19 protein-coding genes are annotated in these 18,336 nt (G+C 44.7%); 6 read left to right on the top strand and 13 right to left on the bottom strand.

What is annotated here, in order from left to right; all coding sequences use genetic code 11:
- Positions 1–4: 4 nt before the first annotated feature.
- Positions 5–1,183 carry an alpha/beta hydrolase-fold protein gene (locus tag INP83_RS11290; protein ID WP_219124024.1) on the top strand — a complete coding sequence of 393 codons (1,179 nt, stop codon included), beginning with the start codon at positions 5–7 and terminating at the stop codon, positions 1,181–1,183.
- An 816-nt stretch (positions 1,184–1,999) separates the two neighbouring features.
- Here the strand turns inward: INP83_RS11290 and INP83_RS11285 are convergent.
- A complete protein-coding gene (locus INP83_RS11285) occupies positions 2,000–2,965 on the bottom strand; it encodes a hypothetical protein (RefSeq protein WP_219124022.1) in 966 nt (321 codons plus the stop codon).
- Positions 2,966–3,067: 102 nt separating this feature from the next.
- Between INP83_RS11285 and INP83_RS11280 the strand changes: the two genes are divergently transcribed.
- Together INP83_RS11280 and INP83_RS11275 are read left to right on the top strand one after the other, a co-directional pair.
- Positions 3,068–3,343 (top strand): helix-turn-helix transcriptional regulator, encoded by a 276-nt coding sequence (locus tag INP83_RS11280; RefSeq protein WP_219124021.1) that lies wholly within the window; start codon positions 3,068–3,070, stop codon positions 3,341–3,343.
- A gap of 67 nt (positions 3,344–3,410) precedes the next feature.
- The gene (locus tag INP83_RS11275; RefSeq protein WP_219124020.1) at positions 3,411–4,610 is read left to right on the top strand and encodes an MFS transporter; all 1,200 of its coding nucleotides are present in this window, start codon (positions 3,411–3,413) and stop codon (positions 4,608–4,610) included.
- A gap of 117 nt (positions 4,611–4,727) precedes the next feature.
- Here INP83_RS11275 and INP83_RS11270 read toward each other — a convergent pair whose 3' ends face one another.
- Positions 4,728–5,855 (bottom strand): ATP-binding protein, encoded by a 1,128-nt coding sequence (locus INP83_RS11270; protein ID WP_219124019.1) that lies wholly within the window; start codon positions 5,853–5,855, stop codon positions 4,728–4,730.
- A gap of 255 nt (positions 5,856–6,110) precedes the next feature.
- On the opposite strand from INP83_RS11270, the gene INP83_RS11265 reads away from it, so the two are divergent.
- Positions 6,111–7,202: an ATP-binding protein gene (locus tag INP83_RS11265; RefSeq protein WP_219124018.1), complete on the top strand. Its 1,092-nt coding sequence runs from the start codon at positions 6,111–6,113 to the stop codon at positions 7,200–7,202.
- Positions 7,203–7,785: 583 nt separating this feature from the next.
- Here INP83_RS11265 and INP83_RS11260 read toward each other — a convergent pair.
- The 3 genes from INP83_RS11260 to INP83_RS11250 all read right to left on the bottom strand — a co-directional run bounded on the left by INP83_RS11260 (position 7,786) and on the right by INP83_RS11250 (position 9,876).
- Positions 7,786–8,259: a DUF421 domain-containing protein gene (locus INP83_RS11260; protein WP_219124017.1), complete on the bottom strand. Its 474-nt coding sequence runs from the start codon at positions 8,257–8,259 to the stop codon at positions 7,786–7,788.
- A gap of 209 nt (positions 8,260–8,468) precedes the next feature.
- The gene (locus INP83_RS11255) at positions 8,469–9,239 is read right to left on the bottom strand and encodes a DUF421 domain-containing protein (RefSeq protein ID WP_219124016.1); all 771 of its coding nucleotides are present in this window, start codon (positions 9,237–9,239) and stop codon (positions 8,469–8,471) included.
- Between the two features lie 13 nt (positions 9,240–9,252).
- Complete coding sequence (locus INP83_RS11250; RefSeq protein ID WP_219124015.1) at positions 9,253–9,876, bottom strand: histidine kinase dimerization/phospho-acceptor domain-containing protein; 624 nt, start codon at positions 9,874–9,876, stop codon at positions 9,253–9,255.
- Between the two features lie 139 nt (positions 9,877–10,015).
- Between INP83_RS11250 and INP83_RS11245 the strand changes: the two genes are divergently transcribed.
- Complete coding sequence (locus INP83_RS11245) at positions 10,016–10,519, top strand: PA2169 family four-helix-bundle protein (RefSeq protein ID WP_255563129.1); 504 nt, start codon at positions 10,016–10,018, stop codon at positions 10,517–10,519.
- 342 nt (positions 10,520–10,861) lie between these two features.
- Here the strand turns inward: INP83_RS11245 and INP83_RS11240 are convergent, their stop codons facing one another.
- On the bottom strand, positions 10,862–11,041 hold the full coding sequence (locus INP83_RS11240) for a histone H1 (protein WP_219124014.1): 180 nt from the start codon (positions 11,039–11,041) through the stop codon (positions 10,862–10,864).
- 198 nt (positions 11,042–11,239) lie between these two features.
- Between INP83_RS11240 and INP83_RS11235 the strand changes: the two genes are divergently transcribed.
- Positions 11,240–11,506: a hypothetical protein gene (locus INP83_RS11235; protein WP_219124012.1), complete on the top strand. Its 267-nt coding sequence runs from the start codon at positions 11,240–11,242 to the stop codon at positions 11,504–11,506.
- Between the two features lie 569 nt (positions 11,507–12,075).
- Here INP83_RS11235 and INP83_RS11230 read toward each other — a convergent pair.
- The 7 genes from INP83_RS11230 to INP83_RS11200 all read right to left on the bottom strand — a co-directional run bounded on the left by INP83_RS11230 (position 12,076) and on the right by INP83_RS11200 (position 18,335).
- Positions 12,076–12,681, bottom strand: a complete 606-nt coding sequence (locus INP83_RS11230) for a hypothetical protein (RefSeq protein WP_219124011.1) — start codon at positions 12,679–12,681, stop codon at positions 12,076–12,078.
- Positions 12,681–13,454 (bottom strand): DUF4099 domain-containing protein, encoded by a 774-nt coding sequence (locus INP83_RS11225; protein WP_219124009.1) that lies wholly within the window; start codon positions 13,452–13,454, stop codon positions 12,681–12,683. The genes INP83_RS11230 and INP83_RS11225 overlap by 1 nt, the downstream gene beginning before the upstream one ends.
- Positions 13,455–13,456: 2 nt before the next feature.
- Positions 13,457–14,647, bottom strand: coding sequence for an ArdC family protein (locus INP83_RS11220; RefSeq protein WP_219124007.1), 1,191 nt, complete (start codon positions 14,645–14,647; stop codon positions 13,457–13,459).
- Complete coding sequence (locus tag INP83_RS11215; protein ID WP_219124005.1) at positions 14,640–15,068, bottom strand: M23 family metallopeptidase; 429 nt, start codon at positions 15,066–15,068, stop codon at positions 14,640–14,642. Before INP83_RS11215 ends, INP83_RS11220 begins: the two co-directional genes overlap by 8 nt.
- Positions 15,065–15,475, bottom strand: a complete 411-nt coding sequence (locus INP83_RS11210; protein WP_219124004.1) for a hypothetical protein — start codon at positions 15,473–15,475, stop codon at positions 15,065–15,067. The genes INP83_RS11215 and INP83_RS11210 overlap by 4 nt, the downstream gene beginning before the upstream one ends.
- A 20-nt stretch (positions 15,476–15,495) precedes the next feature.
- Positions 15,496–17,469 carry a type IV secretion system DNA-binding domain-containing protein gene (locus INP83_RS11205; RefSeq protein ID WP_219124003.1) on the bottom strand — a complete coding sequence of 658 codons (1,974 nt, stop codon included), beginning with the start codon at positions 17,467–17,469 and terminating at the stop codon, positions 15,496–15,498.
- Between the two features lie 68 nt (positions 17,470–17,537).
- The gene (locus INP83_RS11200) at positions 17,538–18,335 is read right to left on the bottom strand and encodes a DUF4138 domain-containing protein (RefSeq protein ID WP_219124002.1); all 798 of its coding nucleotides are present in this window, start codon (positions 18,333–18,335) and stop codon (positions 17,538–17,540) included.
- Between the last annotated feature and the right edge of the window lies 1 nt (position 18,336).

Here is an 18,336-nt window from a genome sequence, read left to right as displayed (position 1 = left end):
TAAAATGAAAAAGCTCAGCCTGACCATAATTTTTTTTATGGCCATTTTCTTTGCGTCCGCACAGCAATTAAAGTTAAATGATAAGATCGAGATCAAACTGCATTCTAGTTCAGAACAGGAAGATCATACCGTTTTGATACAACTGCAAAAAAGCTACGGCCAATTAAATACAAAGTTCCCGGTTATTCTGTTGCTTGATGCGCAAGACAGAACATTGTTCAATTATGCTTCCGCCGCTGTTGACAGACTTATGTTTACCAACGATATACCAGAAGCTATATTTGTTGGCGTCGTTCAGGACGATAGAGTGAAAGAGTTAGGCGTTGAAAGGAACGAGGAAACAGCCTTAAGATTTCAGCACTTCCTTAAGACCGAGTTATATAACATTCTTCAAAAGAAGTATAATGCAGGCAGCTATTTCACGTTCATCGGGCACTCATTAGGTGGGCAGTTTGTTACCAATGCTATGATCAATGACCCTGTTTTCTTCAGGTCGGTTATTAGTATTAGCGGCGCATTAAACTATCCTGCTGACTACACCTTCTATAAAGGAAAAGTACTGAACGGCTTAAAAAAACACTTGATCAACAATCAAAGCGGCATTCCTACTAAGCAGAAATATTATTTTTCGGCAGGCAGCGACGGTTATCAGGAAAGCGGTTTTAAAGCAGGCGCATTAAGTGCTGATAGCTTATTGAAACTATTTCCGAACAAGTCCTTAAACTGGAAGTTTGATTTTTTACCAGGGTTCAACCATATGACAACTCCGCTGCAAAGCATCCCTGCCGGACTGGTATTTCTATTTAAAGATTGGCATTTTACGGACAGTCTGGCGATGGAGGTGTTGTTAAAGCAAAATACTGATCCTATAGATGCAATCAACAAACATAAGGATCAAATCAAGAAGAATTATGATACTGATCTGGCTCTGCCTTATAGTTGCTATTACCAATTCACTAATTTTCTTGTCCAGAAAGGCAATCTGGATAAAGCTAAAGAAATCTGCATGGCCATGACCCGACAATATCCTGAAGATGCTGATTCGTATGGTCTAATGGGTGGAATATTAGCAAAACAGGGCAACAGGCCTGACGCTCTAAGATACTACAAGATAGCTCGATCCAAGTCGAATCCTGAAAAATATCTGAAAGAAATATCGGATCTTGAAAAACGTAAGGACTAAACAGATGTTTGTTTTTCTTAAGGCATTTTTATTCCAATCAAAGTCTTCAGTTGTAGAATTAAGTGGTTCGAATTATGTCCAGCCTGGGGATCAGTTCTACTCTCTAGAATAAATAAATCTTTAGTCCTGGGTTAAGAACTTACATGACAATTTATGATTAGATTGGACGGTCTCCTTTACCCTACCGCCAATTAAATAAATAACAATTTTAACAGCGTTCAAAATAATTCTCGCTTATTAAGATTGAAATGGCATATTTATATCATAAATATACTGCGTGATTCGCGGAGTTAAACCAGTCAAGTTAAGTAATGAATTGAATAGCAGACGCTCAAGGGCATAGTTCGGAACTCTCCCTCTTCTGAACTAAATTAACTGCTAGACTAATGGTTCGAGCCAACGTAGGGACTTATGTAAAAGATTATATTATATTGGCAGTGACCAGCATTTCCCGTAATTATGAACGATGGGTTCAGTTTCATTTTGACTTTGCCAACTTACCTATCATAAGATTAGAGGATTTCATCCATTTACATAAATTTATGTGTATCTTAAGTCAGTGAATATGGCTCACACTTTTTATGCTGACAAAACTCCAAAAATACCGAACCCGCCGCCTGAGTACTTGATCAATTGATAATTAGCTATTTAAAGATCAATTTGCGCAGCTGTTCGGAGTTGGTCAGAGCTACACTCGGGGCCATTATGTTCAAGTGTTCTTCCATTTCGTCAATGGAAGATAGCCTAACCAAACATAGCGTTCCACTTCCGGAGGAAGGTATTGCCGATCTATGGTGTATAAGATCACCTTTCAGCTCATTGGGCATTATTAAATCTCCTATCAAGTAGCAAGAGACGGATACCCATCAGGTAAGGCATAACGAATGGAATGGCAGGTATAGCTGCTAAATAGCCCAGTGTCGAGAAGGGCTCAGGTGAAGACGCTGGTAATGCGACCAAAATCATTCCTATTAACGCAACTACTACGTAACAACAGCAAGCTCGATAGCTTAATACTTGCATCTTTTGTAACGCAATTGCAAAAAGGCCTATTGCAAAGTATATCAGAACGACTTCAATCACGGAGATAAGATAAAAAAGTGTTTTGATAGGCGGATACCAATCTGGCCGTTTGCCTTGTGGTACTGTGACAAAAATTTTGAAAGCATCAGTAAGGTAATAGCCCCAAAATATCATGTTCAAAATAAATAAAGGAATAGCGATACCTATAGCTGTAACACCTAAAGTGGAGAATACCGTTTCGCCTCGTTCTTGTAATTTCACTCTAAGCAAAGCAAAACCCATACAAGCGATAATTCCTCCTGCGATGAGGATGGTATACCTGACCTGTTGCTCAGTTCCCGTAGTCACCCAATCGGCCAGTTTTACTGGTGGCGGGCCCATGCCAGCAAATAGTGGAAACAGCATCCAGGGGATAATTAAAAGCAAGGCAGCGCTTGTCCAGCCCAGGTCAGTACCTATTGATCGAGTTTTTTTAAGCTGCCAAATGGCTATTGACATCAGGCAGAAATTTAGAGCCCATAGCGTTACGTAAAGCGGTACTTCTGCATGCCCGATCCCGAATCCAATAACCGCTGTAGCCAGAGGGACTGAGTACAAATAAGCTAATGCGATCTTTTGTAAATGATTCATAATAAACGTTCCAATAAATGTAGTGATTCCAAATGGTTTGAAACACAGCTCTAAAGATACTTTAGTAACATTTAATGATCGATGTGCTTTAAATACTCTTTTGACGATATGCTTGATGAAGTGTAGCAACAATTTGTCACTTTAAATTCAAATAGATAGATAGATTTCGATATATCAATGGTTGCAGTACCTTTGTCAAAGTAGATCATCATTCTTATGATGTAACAAAATATGGACATCAAAAAAATAGAGAAAATATCCCGGGCACTAAGCGATGCCAACCGGATAGCTATTTTGCAGGAATTTAAAAAGAAGAAGGACTGTCTGTATTGTGCTGAAGTGAATGACTTGCTTGATCTTGCGCAGCCTTCTGTTTCGCATCACCTGAAACAACTGGTAGACGCCGAATTATTGCTTTCGAAAAAAGAAGGCCGCAACATTAAATACATGCTCAACCAGCAGGTGCTTGACGACTATATTAACTGCTTAAACGAACTTAAAGATTAAGATCTTTCGATCCAGCAAAAAAAATGCTGCATCTCAAATATATCGACATATTTAAATACATGAATAGATGAACCGTTCTATATACATACTTGCCTTAGGTGCTTTTGGCATCATTACCACTGAATTCGGTGTTATTGGAATACTACCGACTATCAGTCGGGAGTTTAAAGTATCACTTGAAACAGCCGGATGGCTGCTAAGCGCTTTCGCGCTAACTGTAGCTATATCATCTCCGTTTATAACCGCCTTAACAACAAAGATTAACCGAAAATTTCTGCTATGCCTTGTATTGGGCGTCTTTATCCTGTCAAACCTGCTTTCGGCTTTCTCACCTAATTTTACGGTGCTATTGATCGCCAGAATACTGCCGGCATTTTTCCATCCGCTATTCTGGAACATATCACTTGCCGTGGCGTTTAAACAGAATGGTGCCAAAGCCGTTTCTGTAGTTATGACCGGATTGAGCATTGCTACGGTATTGGGCGTACCAATAACTACTTATGCTGCGGATTTCTTTCATAACTGGCAGGCATCTTTTATTCTGACCAGTATGATCAGCACTGTCGCCTTTTTGGGTTTACTATTTTTCATTCCTTCAATCCCTGGCAATAAAGAGCAAGGCGCAAAGAGCCAAACACATGTTCTGCGGGAGCCTAAATTATGGATCAATCTTGTTTCCACTGTCCTGACACTTGCTGCTATGTTTTCAAGCTACAGCTACCTTGCAGGCTATCTCGAAAAAATTTCGCAGATGAACGGCGCGCAAATCAGCGTTATGCTGCTTTTATTCGGCAGCACAGGTATCATCGGAAATTGGCTGATCGGTAGGGCCATCGCCAAAAATGTAATGCTCACAAGCCGGGCATTTTATATCTCACTGATCAGCGTTCAAATTTTAGCATATTATTTCGGCGGCCTTTTTATACCGATGGTGATTATCATTTCACTTTGGGGAATGATCCATACAGGCGGGTTCCTGGTTCCCAATATACGCACCACCCAAAGCGTGCCACATTCGGCATTAGAGTTCGTTAACAGCCTCTTGACCTCATGTTACAATATAGGCATATCACTAGGTGCTTTATTAGGCGGCCTTATGATAGCATCCTTTGGTATTCATCAAATTATTTGGATGTCTGTACCTTTATTGCTTCTGGCATACGGCATGACCTTTGTCGTTGGTCCGGGACCACGAGAAGGTGATGAAAAGATTCCGGATGAAATGGTAGAACAAGAGCCTGTTGCAGTAGTAAGCGGACATTTTTAATACATCTCGTTGAACACGAGGGCATAAGCTTCACGTAGGTCGAGCTGTTTTGAATTGACAAATAACTCTTCTGTATAGCCTGCTAAAGGCGAGCCCTTAAATACGCCGGCATTAGGCCTAAGCTGATAACGATGGTACTGTAAAGCAGAAAGTGGAACCTTTGCCCTCTTCACTATCCACCCATAACTTTCCACCTTGCTGACGTATGATCTCGTCAGCAATGTACAACCCAAGTCCCATTCCGGCAAGGTGCTTGTCTGCATTGCCTTCCACCTGGTAAAAGCGTTTGAATATTTGATCATGGTCTTCTTTAGGGATGCCAGCTCCGTGATCCTGTATACAGATCACAGCCTGTTGTTCTTCATGATGAAGGGAAATATCGATATTAGTACCGGCCGATGAGAACTTGATCGCGTTATTGACCAGATTGTACAATACCTGACGTATCTTATCCTCATCTCCATTCGTTTGGAGGTCGCCCGAAAACTTTTCTGAAAATTCCCGGTGAGGGTTGGTCAGCCGCAAATCTCCTAAGACATCTTTTATCAAACTTGTCAGACTATAATTTTCGACCGCAGATATAGTTAAACCCTTCTCTATTTTTGAAACCATTACCAAATTGTCGATCAGCCGGGTCAGCCGGTTGACATGTTTATTAATACCGGTTGTCAACTCCTGTAATCTACTTTCGGACTCTTTCGCTAGCCCACGTTCCAGCAATTGACTCTGGCTTTTGATCGTCGTCAGCGGGGTGCGCAATTCATGCGCCACTACACTCACAAATTGGTCCTTATGTCTTTCCAACTGTTTTCGGCTGGTGATGTCTTCAAGTAGGGTGTAGCCAAACGTCTTCCCGTCGTTGGTAAAAAGAATGGTATGTATTATACACCATACCTCTGTCCCATCTTTTTTCAGCAAGCATGCTTCAAGGCGAAACTTTGGTAACTCACGATGCCATAAAGCGACCTGCAACTGCTGCCAACGCTCTTTAAAATCAGCATGCGTGTAAGTCATGATCTCAGTCCCAAGTAGCTCTTGCAAACTATAGCCCAACAGGTCTGCCATCGCCTGGTTCGCTTCCATGATCTTCAGGTCTTTATCAATGATCTTTTGAGCAACGTCTGAGGTTTCGAATATAGTTTTGAAACGATTTTGCTGACTTTTTAAGATTTCCAGTTCTTTTTTTAAATCGTTGATTTCCTCTTGGGGATCGCGTACCGTGTTATTGTGCCCTTGATGCTCCATTTATTATCAATTTGCGCCTTATCCAATACACTGGGCTCAGAACCAGCTGCAATCGTAACTAAAAATTATATTCTTTGGCAAGTGCAAATTAACTGCCAGTTATGGCTAGTAAGATTCATATTAGCATTTATATTCAATTTTGTGATGGTCTAACAGTACCCCTTATTGTCCACACCCTATCAATGCTTATATTTAGATTATATTTGCATGATGATCCCAAACCAAAAGCCCGTCATTCCTGATATCAACCAAGTCATGCCGCGACTACAGGCAGGACTTGCCGGGTTGGAGATCATGGCAGAGGGCGTGGGTATCATTGACATCGACGGACAATTACTTTATGCCAACCCTATGGCGCAAAAGATTTTAGGGTTAAAAGAGGACGAGATCAAAAAGCGAACCTATCATGACGAGAAGTGGACAAACCTTCGGCTTGACGGCTCGCTTTTACCGGCAGAAGAACACCCGATGTCGATCACGCTCACAACGGGAGAAAACGTATATGACCATGAGATCGGCGTACGGCCGCCAAATGGCGAAGTATTTTATCTTGCCATCAACGCTGCCCCTATCCGGGATGAAAACGGAGTGATCATAGGCGGGATCGGAACTTTTATGGACGTGACGCAGCGTCGCCTGGTCATTCGCCAAAAAGAGGAATTTATTAGTGTTGCCAGCCACGAACTTCGTACCCCGATCACCACGTTAAAAGCGGCATTGCAGTTACTTGACAGGCTCAAAGACAACCCTGGTCCTATGCTGCCTAAACTGGTTGACCAGGCCAACAAAAGCCTGAGTAAACTAAGCACTTTGGTCGAAGATCTATTAAATGCTTCCCGGCTAACCGAAGGGAACGCTACGTTAAAGAGTTCCGTATTTCCGATAGCTTCGCTGATCGAAGAATGTGTCAAATATATCAATATGGAAAGTCGTTATAAGATCACTTGCCAGGGAGACCCGTGTGTGATGGTTCTGGCTGACACCAACAAAATAGAGCAAGTGATCGTTAACCTGCTTAATAACGCAATTAAATATGCACCTGACTCAAATAGCATAGAGATCGCTTGGGAAACACAAGGGGACCGGATCCGCGTAGCTATTATCGACCATGGTCAAGGAATTTCTGCAGAGAAATTACCCTTCCTTTTTAACCGGTATTATCGGGCCGCTGATGGAAAAAATAGCGATGGGCTTGGTCTTGGATTGTACATCTGTTCCGAAATTATTAAGCAGCATGGCGGTGAGGTTGGAGTAGATAGTGTTATAGGTGTTGGAAGTACTTTTTGGTTCACGTTAAAACAAGTGCAACTTAACGATAAGACGTTGATGAGCTCAGAGTTTAATTGATAACTGCAGTTATTTCCGCTTAATCAGTATGCAGGCCCAACCGCCCGGAGAACTTATTTTGATGATGATCAACAAGTGTGACCGTTGCCCTATCATCGATCACTGTTTATCTTCAAATTTTACCTACAGCAGGAATTCAGCAAACGCGGCTTAAAACTTAGTTATAAAAAAGAAGCTTTGCACATCGAGAACCTGGGCAAGCTATTTAAGCTACATGATCGTTTTCTCGATGACATCCTAATCAATTTCCAGACCGTCGGCAGCTTGGCCGATTTTATTGCTGAGCTCTGTGCCCAGCCACTGATAACCCAAAAAAACTGACACCTGAAGAGGCAGCACAAACTGACAACGTCCAAAAGACTTACAGTCCTTCTAAAAGATGCTGGAAGAGCAGTAGGTGACAGTGCATTTCTCCGGAAAAAGATTATCGCGCTTATACGATGAAAGGCGAAATGATTGACCTGAAAAAGCTTCGATAATCAATTGGCTATTAAACTTTAAACACAAAATTAATCTATGACATATCGACAAAATAACTGCCCTTGCACCCACATTTAAAAATCCAAGCACTTGTATGGAGCTGTCATATTTGCATTGCCGGCTTCCATTCCTGTTTTCCGCAATTGTCACAAGTACTCGATTTGTTCTCTTGAGCGGGCGCTAAGCCGCAAAAACCGCATACGCTATGCTGTTCGTCGAAGGAACACTCACCAACGAACGCTTCATCCTGTATCGGCAGAACAGATAGTCCGGGAGATAGTTCTTTTGCCTTGACCAACGTGAAGGCACCATTGGCCTCTATATATAATCGCTCTACTTCGCCAAGGTGCAATATGGCGTTACACCGGAGTTCTGCAAACAAACGTTCCTGGGATAAGCCCGTTTTTTCCATTTCCTTTACATCCACCACGCCATCGCAAACCAGTATACTGACGTTACCTTGAGAAATGCGTTCGAACCGCTGATCCCTGAACGCCCATCGTGCGATGATCCGCTGCGTGGATACGACAGTAAGCGCAATGATCATGGCGGGCAGCACGCCGCGATCGGGCGCCATCAACGGTACGCCTATCGTTGCCGCAAGTGAAACCATCGCTGCCAATTCATTACGGCTGAGTTGGGACGACATGCGCTTTCCCATCATACGCATGGAGCAAACTAATATAAGGTAGCAAATGATCGCTCGGATTAACAGTTCTATAAAGAAGCCCGTCGGTACTTCACCTACCAGGATACGCTGCCATTCATTTAATTTTATCGGCTCATTCATCTTTCGTCAATAGCAGAGGTCCAGTCATTGCTGTTACAGTCGGAACAGTGCGGCTGCGATGGTTGCCTATCGCAGGTGAGTCCACAATGGTTACAGGATACCAGGTTAAGCCCGACCCGACTTTCCAGCACCTTATGGTCGATCGGCGGAAAAAGCGGAAGTCCCGGCTTGGGCTTGTCAAATTCATAGATGCTGAACAAGCCACTTGCTTCAAGATAAACACGCCTTACGGCACCAAGGTTAGTCACATTCTTACTTCTTAAGTGGGCAAACAACTGCTGCCTGGAAATATTGCAGCGCTGGAGCGCTTGCAACTGCATGATCCCATTGATCACCAAGACGTCTAACGTTCCATGGGTTAGGTTTTCTACCTTTCGCTGTTTAAACCCAAGCCAGGCTAAGCCACGCTGAAATGCCAGGATAAATAGCAATACGATAGCGCTAAGCGACACACCACGATCGGGGATTTGCATCCCTACAGATACGATAGCACCTAACGTAAGCATTACGGCCATTTCAAGGATGGATAACTGTCCGCTCATCCGCTTACCAAGCCACCGTACGATGACCAGCAAAATAATATAGGTCAAAAGTGCGCGAATAAGTACCTCTACCCAGAAATAGGGCGGTTCCTGGCCAAATAGAATGCGATGAAGATCTAATATCTTTATTTCCTGTTTATCCACGTATATCTTGTCAGCATTAGCATAGCGGGTATTGTTATATTGATAAGCAAATACATACCGCTTTGTTTCGATCTGATGCAATAACAGGCGTTACTTATTCGAACCGCCTATTTCCAGTAAGATCCTTGATCAGGAAAACCTCAAATTCTTTATTAAGGTGCTCGCAACTCGCAATCAATCTGTCAGTGATCTCTTTGATTTGGTCGTTACCTTGTCCCAGATCTTTAAGCACTTCGACCAAACCGAGTACATTGGCCAACGGACGTCGAAACTCATGTGACTGCTGTTCAGCAAGCTGATTAAGTGTTGCTGTTAAAAAATGCAGGTGCTCCTTCCGGGATTCAAATGCGGTTACGTCATGACCTATCCCAATAACTCCGCTGAGCACTCCGTCGCTATCAATGTCCGCTCTATATTCCCAATAGGTTACAATATAGCCGCCTTTGCCATCCAACTTTCTTAACGTAGTGGGAAAACTCCTATCAGGATGTGCAACGCAATGCTGATAAACTTGATAACTCGCCGCATGATCGTCCGGGTGGAGGGCTAACGCGGCTGAGCGGACCTCAGATGCATTATAAAACGAACTGTGCCGGTATATGAAAAGATCATTCATGTACACATAATCCCCTTGAGTATTGACCTTAACCAGATAAAAATTTGGGGATCCAGCAAGCAGCTGAACGGTTCGTTCAAAGGATAAAAATTCGGACGTCATAGCAGATTAATTAGGTATGCAGTAAATAAAGCACCACGCCGCAAGGTAACTTTTAATTTATAATATTTTCTCAAAAGAAATTCGCTTGGATCGATAGCGGGTAGATTTAATTATAATTATGCCTTGATTGGCCGCTTTATTGCGATTAGTCATCACAAACATAGATCCTATGGAAAAGATCCAAACATCTTCGTTAAAAAATAAAGGTGAGGTCATCAGCGACCTGAAAGAAATACTGGAATTGGTAAATGATGGTAGGGAAGGTTATCAGACTGCTGCCGACGCTGCCAAAGACCCCGAACTTAAAGCATTATTTTCAAGAATCTCTGGAGAACGTATCGTCTATGCATCGGAATTGAAGGAGCATATCGAACTGCACGGTGCGAATGCCGACAATGATAAGGGTGGCATACTGGGCGGGTTACACCGAGCCTGGTTGGCCATCAAACACAACATCAGCAGCAATGACGATAAAGCTATCCTGACGTCCATCACGACCGGGGAAAGAGCTGCTATAGAGGCCTATGATAAATGTATCGAAGACTATGCCGATCACGCTGACCACATGAAATTGCTGACTGAGCAACGAGACGGCATTCAAAATGCTTTGGCAGAGATTGAAAAGCGTATCGTACATCGGTAGTAGAAACGCAAGGGCTGCAGCGATGCCGCCTTTTATATTGATTTTTGAATGATCAAGTGTGAATTCGATTGGAATAAAAAAGCTATCAGGGATCCGGATATAGATTCGCGCCGGAGATCGCTTTAAGCTCACTCATCACTTTTAACCTAATTTTGCTAATTATCAGATTTTCAAAAAAAAGTTTCGCCAGCTACTTACAGGAATATTCCGAAACGAGTTCCAAGCCGGTGCAACTGAACATCTTCCTAAGCGCTAATAATTGGTGTTGAATCTACGCTCAAACTAAAAATAAAGTCCCTGTCAAAAGACAGGGACTTCCCAAAACAGTGTGTCAACACCTTATTATTTTCCTGCGTTCTTTTTATCGGTCACATCTTTACGCAAATCGGTAGCGATCGCTTTGATCTGTTGAAGAGCATTGCGCAGACGCGTACCGGCTGCCTTGTTGTTTTTCTCATAGAAGGCCTGACCTTCTTTTTCAGCGCTTTCAACGAGCGCTTTCAATTCCGCTAATTTTTCCATATTCATTAATTTAAGGCGACTAATATAACAAATAGGATTGGTTGGGCTGCAAATTTGACAATCCCTTACCTTGCTGTGCGTGGCTTTTGCAGTTCATTAATAACGGGTTGGCCGTAGCATGAGATGTACAAGGGGTCTTGAATCTTCGTTCAAACCTAAAGGATAAAGCCTCACAAGAGATTTCCTGCCAAACTCATTTTGAGCAAAAAAAAGCATAAAGACGTTTTCAGCGCGCGGATACGTGATCAGCTAAAACCATTAATACTAATAGTGTTGCCGCCGGAAAGCAGACGTTCTCATATATTCATTGAAACGTTGCTGGTACATGCGTTCCGTGTTCAACCGTTTGTTGATCACTTTGCAACGCCAAAAGCAAATCACCCACGTCACCCCAATGACGGCGAACAACGTAAACGTTTGCTTATCGACCTGGGCTTGCCTGATCTCCTTTTGCTCACCGGTTAGCTTAGCGTCTAACTTTCGATGTGCGTCACTCGATCCTAACAAGCCGAAAAACGCAAAAGTCGATAGGATAAAGGCTAACAAAACGTTTTTGATGATGGCTTTCATGACTTAAAATTACTAATATTATTAGTCAAAATCAAGAAATATTAAGGACTTGTTCGACAATGCCTCCCTTTCTCTGGCTCGCTGAACGCGTGTTCCGATTATTCCGATAATAGCTGATGGCGGTATGCCCCGCATCCAAATGACTGGCGTTTTCGCATCTGTCGTTTTTAGCGTCAGGTCCATGAGCCTAAAAGCTTTCATGAGCAAACGCCCGGTCATGACCTAATTTTTGACCCAGGACATTTTTACCGGTCGGTGCGCTTGAAGAAAACACCGGATGTGGCCTCGATGCATTCTGCCGCGATCAGATACTTGCAGCTTCTCCAGAACGGGCTCCGGAATACAGCCAAACCAGCGACGCAAAAGGGAAATGTAATGAATAGCGGTGAACGCGTCCAGGCCAGCAAAAGGTCAGTGCCTGTAGCAGCAAGGGAAAGCTTTTATAAAAGCATCCCCTTGCTGGTTTAAGCATAATAGGAGCTTGATTTTTCATTTTTCAATTGGTTCAAAAAAGTAAGATCGCAGGCAGGTTTACAAGTCCTTACTTTTGTTCGTATGCCGAAAGCTTCTTCGAACACGTGCAAGCTCAGCTTTTCGGCTTCGAAAATGATCTTTCTTGCTTTCAGCCGGATCTCCACCTCTCCGGCCTGATAACATATTGACAGCATTTTATTACGGATGCCAGCCGCCACCTTGATATCCGTCAGTTTACCCAGGAGATCATTACCAAAAACGAGCGTGAAATTCCGGCCTTTGAGGTTTTGGCGGATCCATTGCAGTTGCTCAGGACGTAATCTTGAACCGATGGCAATGAAGAATAGGTCTTGATGGTTGCGGTAAGCTGATCGTTTAACAGTCAAAAAGGCGATCGCTTCCATGGCCGAGTAAGTGATGACCACTTGCCTTGCAAGTGGATCACCTGCCGTCCAGAGATTGCGGGTAACAGGCAAACGGTGACAATCAGCCGTAAAGTACTCAGCATCATCTCCGAAGTCGAAAATGGGTTCCTCCGCAGCAAAAAACTTTAAGACCTGCGGAGGGACCCCAAAATGTAAAAGTTCGCTGATCATCAACGGTGACCGTTGCGGGTGTATGACCGGCTCATTTGATTAGGCACACGTTGCCTTTCGCTTTCTGCGTCCTGGACAGCGTTGTAATATCCGGGACTAAGCTTTCCCGCTTCGACATCATTCCGCTGTTGGTTAAATAACCGGTTCAGGCCTTTGTAAACTACATAAGTGAGGCCGCCGTCGATCAATATCGAAGCCACCAGGGCCAATTTATTGGCCCGGATGCCCTTCGCATCTGCCCCGGAATAAGCGAACGTCGTTTTATCCGTCAGGGTTACCTCCTTGCCTTTGCGATAATTTTCCTTTTGCGCCGCCGTCAGGAATTGCAGGTTGACCATATCGGGCGCCAGGATCTTCTCCGTATCCGAAACGATAAACTCACGTGTTTCCGAGTCGAATTCCACCAATATTTCCTTTGTGTTTCCCAGATCGTCAGTGGTCTTTTTCAGGTAATTGGCCACTTCGCCCTTTTCCAGTTTTGCGGCCTCAGCATCATCCAGAAACGAAGGCGTTACAGGCTTTTTATAAACCGGGTGGATCATCAGATTCAATTTCCCTGCTTCATCTGGTTTGAGCGATATCTTGGCATCCATGGACTTGATGCGGATGTTTTCCCCTTCGAGGTTATGCAATTGCATCAATCCTGTCCGTCTTCCGGATAGTAGTGCCTTTAGATCATCCACATTCAGGAGCAGTTGGCCGCCTGCTGCCAGGCCAATCGTTTCGAAATCTTTCATTGGCAGCAATTTTTCGTTGTAATGTATGATATCCATTTTTATCTGCCCACCTTTCTGGAAAAGCCTGCGTCTTCCCCTACCGCCTCAGCGGCCGTCAATTGTCGCTCCGCCGGATCATTTTTAGCGGCCACCAGCGATTTGAATAAGCCGTCTGTTTGCTTCATACTGAACTTCTTACCTTCCGTATCTTCCATCTTGAAGGTCTTCCCTTTAATATCCAGCACCTTGTAGACATTATTATTGTAAGCGATCTCGTCCCCTTTGACCAGCGCAGGCAGTTCTGTCACCCGGTCATCCATTTTTGTGGCTTGTTTCAAATCCCGCTTCTCGCCGAGGTCCAGGACAAAATCATAGATCTTCTGCGCATCTGCCGAAGCACGGAACAGCTCGAACGGTTCGTCCTTTAAGATCTTGACCCAGCTATTGACATACGCCGCATGCTGACCGAAATTGTGTCCTATCTGCAGCTCGCTGCCGATCATCAGGGAAGCAATTTCCGCGCGAAGTTCTTCCTTGGCATATGCTTCCGAACCGAAGCGGCCTTCCATCGGACGGTCCAGGCGGCTTTCATGCCCGGACCAATGACCCAATTCATGAAGTGCCACAGCATAGTACTTGGTCTCATTGTCGAATTGCTCCTTGAAAGGTAGTTGGATGAAATCCTTGCCTTTGTTATAGTAGGCTTCATTACCGCCGTGATTGATGGTGGCCTGGCTGGCTGCGAGCAAATTTTCTGCCCGCTCGACCGGCGCCCATTTTTGTTCATCCCGGTGCTGTTGCAGGTATTCACCAAGCGGCGGTATGCCTTTGATCTGTTCCGCATTGAATACCCATGCGTTGGTGATAATCGGTTTATCCAAGTTCGATACCCTGGTTTGCGTAACGCCGTTTTCATCTTTGATTTTGTTACCGTCTACATCGCGTATCGCTTCCATGTTGGAGGTCTTCACAAAGTTGATCAGCGTTGCTTTTGCACCCTTTTCGACGGTGTAACCGGCAAAATCGGCTTGTTTTAAAGTCATCCAGCGCGGATCCTGATGCCCTTGCATGGAAAGCCACAGCGCGTTCATTCCGCGGTAGTTTTTGTTCGTGGTCGGATTTATCGGAATTGTGAAGGCAGGAGAAGTCGAATCATTCCAGGGTTTTTGAAAAGGTGAGGTTCCTTCTTTCAATTCTGCGATGAGCTTATTGGCAATTTGCTCATGCAGGAGTGCAAAATTTTTACTCATGATGTGTTGTTTTTAAAAGTTCGTATAAAAAATTTAATGGGTTCAGATAGCGTCCGCCGTAACGGATAGCGAAGTGCAGATGAGCTGCGGTGACACGGCCGCTCGCTCCACTGATGGCGATCACCTGACCGGCACGGACGGTATCATCAGGTAAGACTAAGCTCTTACTCAGGTGTCCATAAATGGCCACCACCTTGCCCCGACGGATCTGTATGGCAAGCCCAAGCGATGGGTCGTAGGAAACCCGGTCTACAATGCCGTCAAAAATGGCATACACAAAGTCATACCGTGCACGGAGGTCTACCCCGGGATGGTAGGTTATTTTTCCGGAGAGCGGGTGTATTCGGTAACCGAATGGTGAAATAACGGTCAGTGACCGCAGCGGCAGGCAAACGAATGAAAAGATCACCACCGCCTTCATCCGCTATAGCTCTTTTTCAGCACCTCTTTTTCAGCAGGTTTGGCCGGTTGCAAAGCCCGCTCCCAGACGGCCGGATTCTTACCGGCGATCTCCAGCGCCTGTCTGGAACCGGTATTCGTTCCCCTGTCCAAGAGCATAATGATCTTGTACAGGTCCTTGAAGACGTCAAGGGGCATTTTTGAGCCATTACTGGTCAGATCATTTAAGATCGTTTGCGTATCCTTGAGCCTGACCAGTGCCTCCGGGGGATAGATCGCCTCTCGGCCATGATCAAAGGCGACATAGATTTCGTTCGATTGCGGCCGGTCATAGTTGACCACGCCGACCTTTCTCTGGCCACCAGCCGGGTCGAACGTCAGGTCAGGACGCACGAGTACGAGCGTCCCGTTCAAACTTCCATTTTCCATAATTTGGGGATTTATTGCGGTTAAGGGTTAGCCTTCGGACGGAACTGGTTGACCATTTCCTGTATCTCCAGGCTGATACGCGAAAAATTCTGGCGAAGGACCTCGTCCTTTTTGTCCCGGAAGTTGTAATAGGTAGGCAGTGGTTTGTAAGCCTTTTCTTCCGCAGCGATCTCTTTGAGGTCAAGCGCTACCCGGCAATTCACGGCAGACGTTTCGAATTGACCTGTATAAATTTCCTTGGCATCTGCGGCTATAACGCCCACCATTTCCCCTGCATTCAACGATGCGATCTTCCCGGCAGGGATCAAAGCCTCCAGTTTTTCGTTTAAGGAGGTCGAGGTCTTATTCCGGTCAATGGACAGCCCCTCGCCAAGCTGTTTCGATTTCCCGAACAGTCTTTCCAGCCACTCGAGCGTTTCTTTGTTGCGCACGGATCCCGACAGAACGTTACCCACGACAGCGGTGATGGTGGCTGCCGTATCTTTACCATATTGCTGACTGAATTGCGGCAACTCCTGCAGGCCCATCAGCACGGCCACCTTGTTACTTCGTGCGGTAGCGATCAGGTTCTCTATCTTATGAAGGAAAAGCGTTGGCACCTCATCAACGATCAGTGCGGATGGGAGATTACCTTTCGTATTGATCAGTTTGGTGAGCCTGTTGGTGATGATCGAATAGCAGGCGGAGTTGATGTTTTGCGTGTTCGGGTCATTGGCCAGCACCAGCATGCCCGGATTTTCTTTAGCTGATATCTTGAGGTCAAAATCGTCACCTGAAAAGACCCAAAAGGTTTCTTTGGTGGCGAGCCTGCTGATAAAGATCTTCAGGGTACCGACCTGCCCCTCCAGCTGGTCAAATGCCTTCGCATGATAGGCGCTCATGAAGGGCGATAAAAGCGATTTCAGTTCCTGTTCGGAAACGAGGGCATTAAAGATCTCCTCATACGAACGGTTCAGCAAAGCCAGCACATGCGGGAAACTGCACAGCTTGCCACCGTCATGTTTGCTCAAAAAATAGATGCAGGAGGCCAGGAAGTTGATCGCCGACTGCGTAAAGAACTGATCGCTGCCCCCGGATCGGTCGCCTTTTTTAAGTGCCTCTAACAATGCTTCGGCAGTTTCCGCAGCATCAGCCAAAGAACGGACGTAATCTGCGCGCCAGGGGTTGATCCTGCGGCTTTTCTCCACTTCGTTGAGGTTCAGTACATGAAAGGTGAAATTTTTGAGTTTACCTTGCTGCTTGGCTAATAAATAGTGATAATAAGCGATATGGCCTAGATCGGGATACTTGAAATCATACAGGCAGATGGCGAATTCCTTAGCGACCAGTTGGCGAATGAACGGATTGACTACGGAAAAGGACTTACCTGAGCCCGGCGTACCGATGACAATCGTTCCACGGAACACGTTAACGATGTTGATCCAGCCCTTACGTACCCTGCCTTTATAATAGAAAAGCATGGGAATATTTACCGAGTAAGGGGTCTCTGTTTTGGTAACCTGCTGCATGAAGCTTTCCGCTTCCGTGTTCCACTGATCCTTGCCAAGGCCGGAGCGGATCATTTTGGATATGTTATCCATTGCCATACTCGTCATCAATGCGCCGGTAAAGGAGCAAACGATATAGGTTAGATCAAACCAGCTCGTATAAGCAAATATCAATGGCGAAGCCCGTCCCCGACAGCAAATGCTGCCAAAAAATAATAAAAGACCGAAACAAAGCGGGTAAACGATATGATTTTTAGGATTCAGGTCTTTTTCCTTTTTTGCCAGTGTCCCGATACTTACCAGACACATCAATGTTAAGGTAAAGAGCTTACTGTAGACCAGATCCCTGTAAATGACGAGGCGGGACAACTTGATCAGCGGGACATAAAAAAAGCCCCAGACCGGGGCTTCACGATAAACGAAGACAATGACTTCAAACAGCACGGACAGGTATATCGCAGACCGCATGAACCCATGCAATTTCTGCTGTTCTCTGGTTTCTTCCATAGGGATCAATTAATTTATCAGTGATAGTGACATGAGATCCTTGTCCACAGTTACAGCTATTGGGCTCGTTATTCGATGTTTATCGTGTCAGCTTCCAGTAAATCCTTGTAATTGACCTTCAAAGTGATAATCCGTCCGGATAGTTGCTTTTCGCTCAGTTCAGCATGTAAAACCTTATTTCCGGGAAATGACATCTTTCTGAACACAAACACGTTGCGGTAGTATTTTGAAAAAGAAGGCACATTGGACAAAACGAATACCGGCCTGATCTCTACGGACTGCATATTGCTTGCCTTTATTACCTTTTCATCATCGATCCTGAAACGAAAATCTTCGATATCGTACTTCAGATTGGTTTTGTTCTTAAACGAGACGTCCAGGAAAATATAGTCGCTCAATGTCGCGATATGATTGACTTGTCCCTTCATGCCGAAGGCTTTTGTTTTGCTTAATGCGCTACCTGCTCGTGTCGTATACAGCTTTAATGACAGCAATTTTAACTGGTTCTGAGAAAGCCCTATGTCAGAAATGTCCAAAGGTTTGACATCCTCGGGCTCGATGTTTATTGCTGTAGGCACACCCAGGCGTCCGGGTAATAACCGGTATTGCGCAATAAACTTTTCACCTGCGATGGTTAGCACCGAGCCGGTGAAGGTTTTAAGCGAATCTTTAAGTTTGATCCGCAATACATTTTTGAGCGGCAGGTCACCAACAAGGTTCTTGTCCGATATGTCCACGTATTGAACCGGTTCCGGGGATATGAAATGGATCGTTGAATTTTCCGGGAGGTCAACAACCGGCAAAGTTTCCTGTGCGTGAGCTAAGGCAGCAGAAAAGAGGAAAACAATTAATATTAGCTTTTTCATG

The organism is Mucilaginibacter sp. 21P (genome assembly GCF_019331605.1).
GTDB lineage: Bacteria > Bacteroidota > Bacteroidia > Sphingobacteriales > Sphingobacteriaceae > Mucilaginibacter > Mucilaginibacter achroorhodeus.
Note: the sequence above shows the minus strand (reverse complement) of the source record. Positions and strands in the feature narration are given on the sequence as shown.

Coding starts and splice junctions, on each gene's coding strand:
- INP83_RS11290 (WP_219124024.1), top strand. CDS start 5: ATGAAAAAGCTCAGCCTGACCATAATTTTTTTTATGGCCATTTTCTTT.
- INP83_RS11280 (WP_219124021.1), top strand. CDS start 3,068: ATGGACATCAAAAAAATAGAGAAAATATCCCGGGCACTAAGCGATGCC.
- INP83_RS11275 (WP_219124020.1), top strand. CDS start 3,411: ATGAACCGTTCTATATACATACTTGCCTTAGGTGCTTTTGGCATCATT.
- INP83_RS11270 (WP_219124019.1), bottom strand. CDS start 5,855: ATGGAGCATCAAGGGCACAATAACACGGTACGCGATCCCCAAGAGGAA.
- INP83_RS11265 (WP_219124018.1), top strand. CDS start 6,111: ATGCCGCGACTACAGGCAGGACTTGCCGGGTTGGAGATCATGGCAGAG.
- INP83_RS11260 (WP_219124017.1), bottom strand. CDS start 8,259: ATGGCGCCCGATCGCGGCGTGCTGCCCGCCATGATCATTGCGCTTACT.
- INP83_RS11250 (WP_219124015.1), bottom strand. CDS start 9,876: ATGACGTCCGAATTTTTATCCTTTGAACGAACCGTTCAGCTGCTTGCT.
- INP83_RS11240 (WP_219124014.1), bottom strand. CDS start 11,041: ATGGAAAAATTAGCGGAATTGAAAGCGCTCGTTGAAAGCGCTGAAAAA.
- INP83_RS11230 (WP_219124011.1), bottom strand. CDS start 12,681: ATGATCAGCGAACTTTTACATTTTGGGGTCCCTCCGCAGGTCTTAAAG.
- INP83_RS11225 (WP_219124009.1), bottom strand. CDS start 13,454: ATGGATATCATACATTACAACGAAAAATTGCTGCCAATGAAAGATTTC.
- INP83_RS11220 (WP_219124007.1), bottom strand. CDS start 14,647: ATGAGTAAAAATTTTGCACTCCTGCATGAGCAAATTGCCAATAAGCTC.
- INP83_RS11215 (WP_219124005.1), bottom strand. CDS start 15,068: ATGAAGGCGGTGGTGATCTTTTCATTCGTTTGCCTGCCGCTGCGGTCA.
- INP83_RS11210 (WP_219124004.1), bottom strand. CDS start 15,475: ATGGAAAATGGAAGTTTGAACGGGACGCTCGTACTCGTGCGTCCTGAC.
- INP83_RS11205 (WP_219124003.1), bottom strand. CDS start 17,469: ATGGAAGAAACCAGAGAACAGCAGAAATTGCATGGGTTCATGCGGTCT.
- INP83_RS11200 (WP_219124002.1), bottom strand. CDS start 18,335: ATGAAAAAGCTAATATTAATTGTTTTCCTCTTTTCTGCTGCCTTAGCT.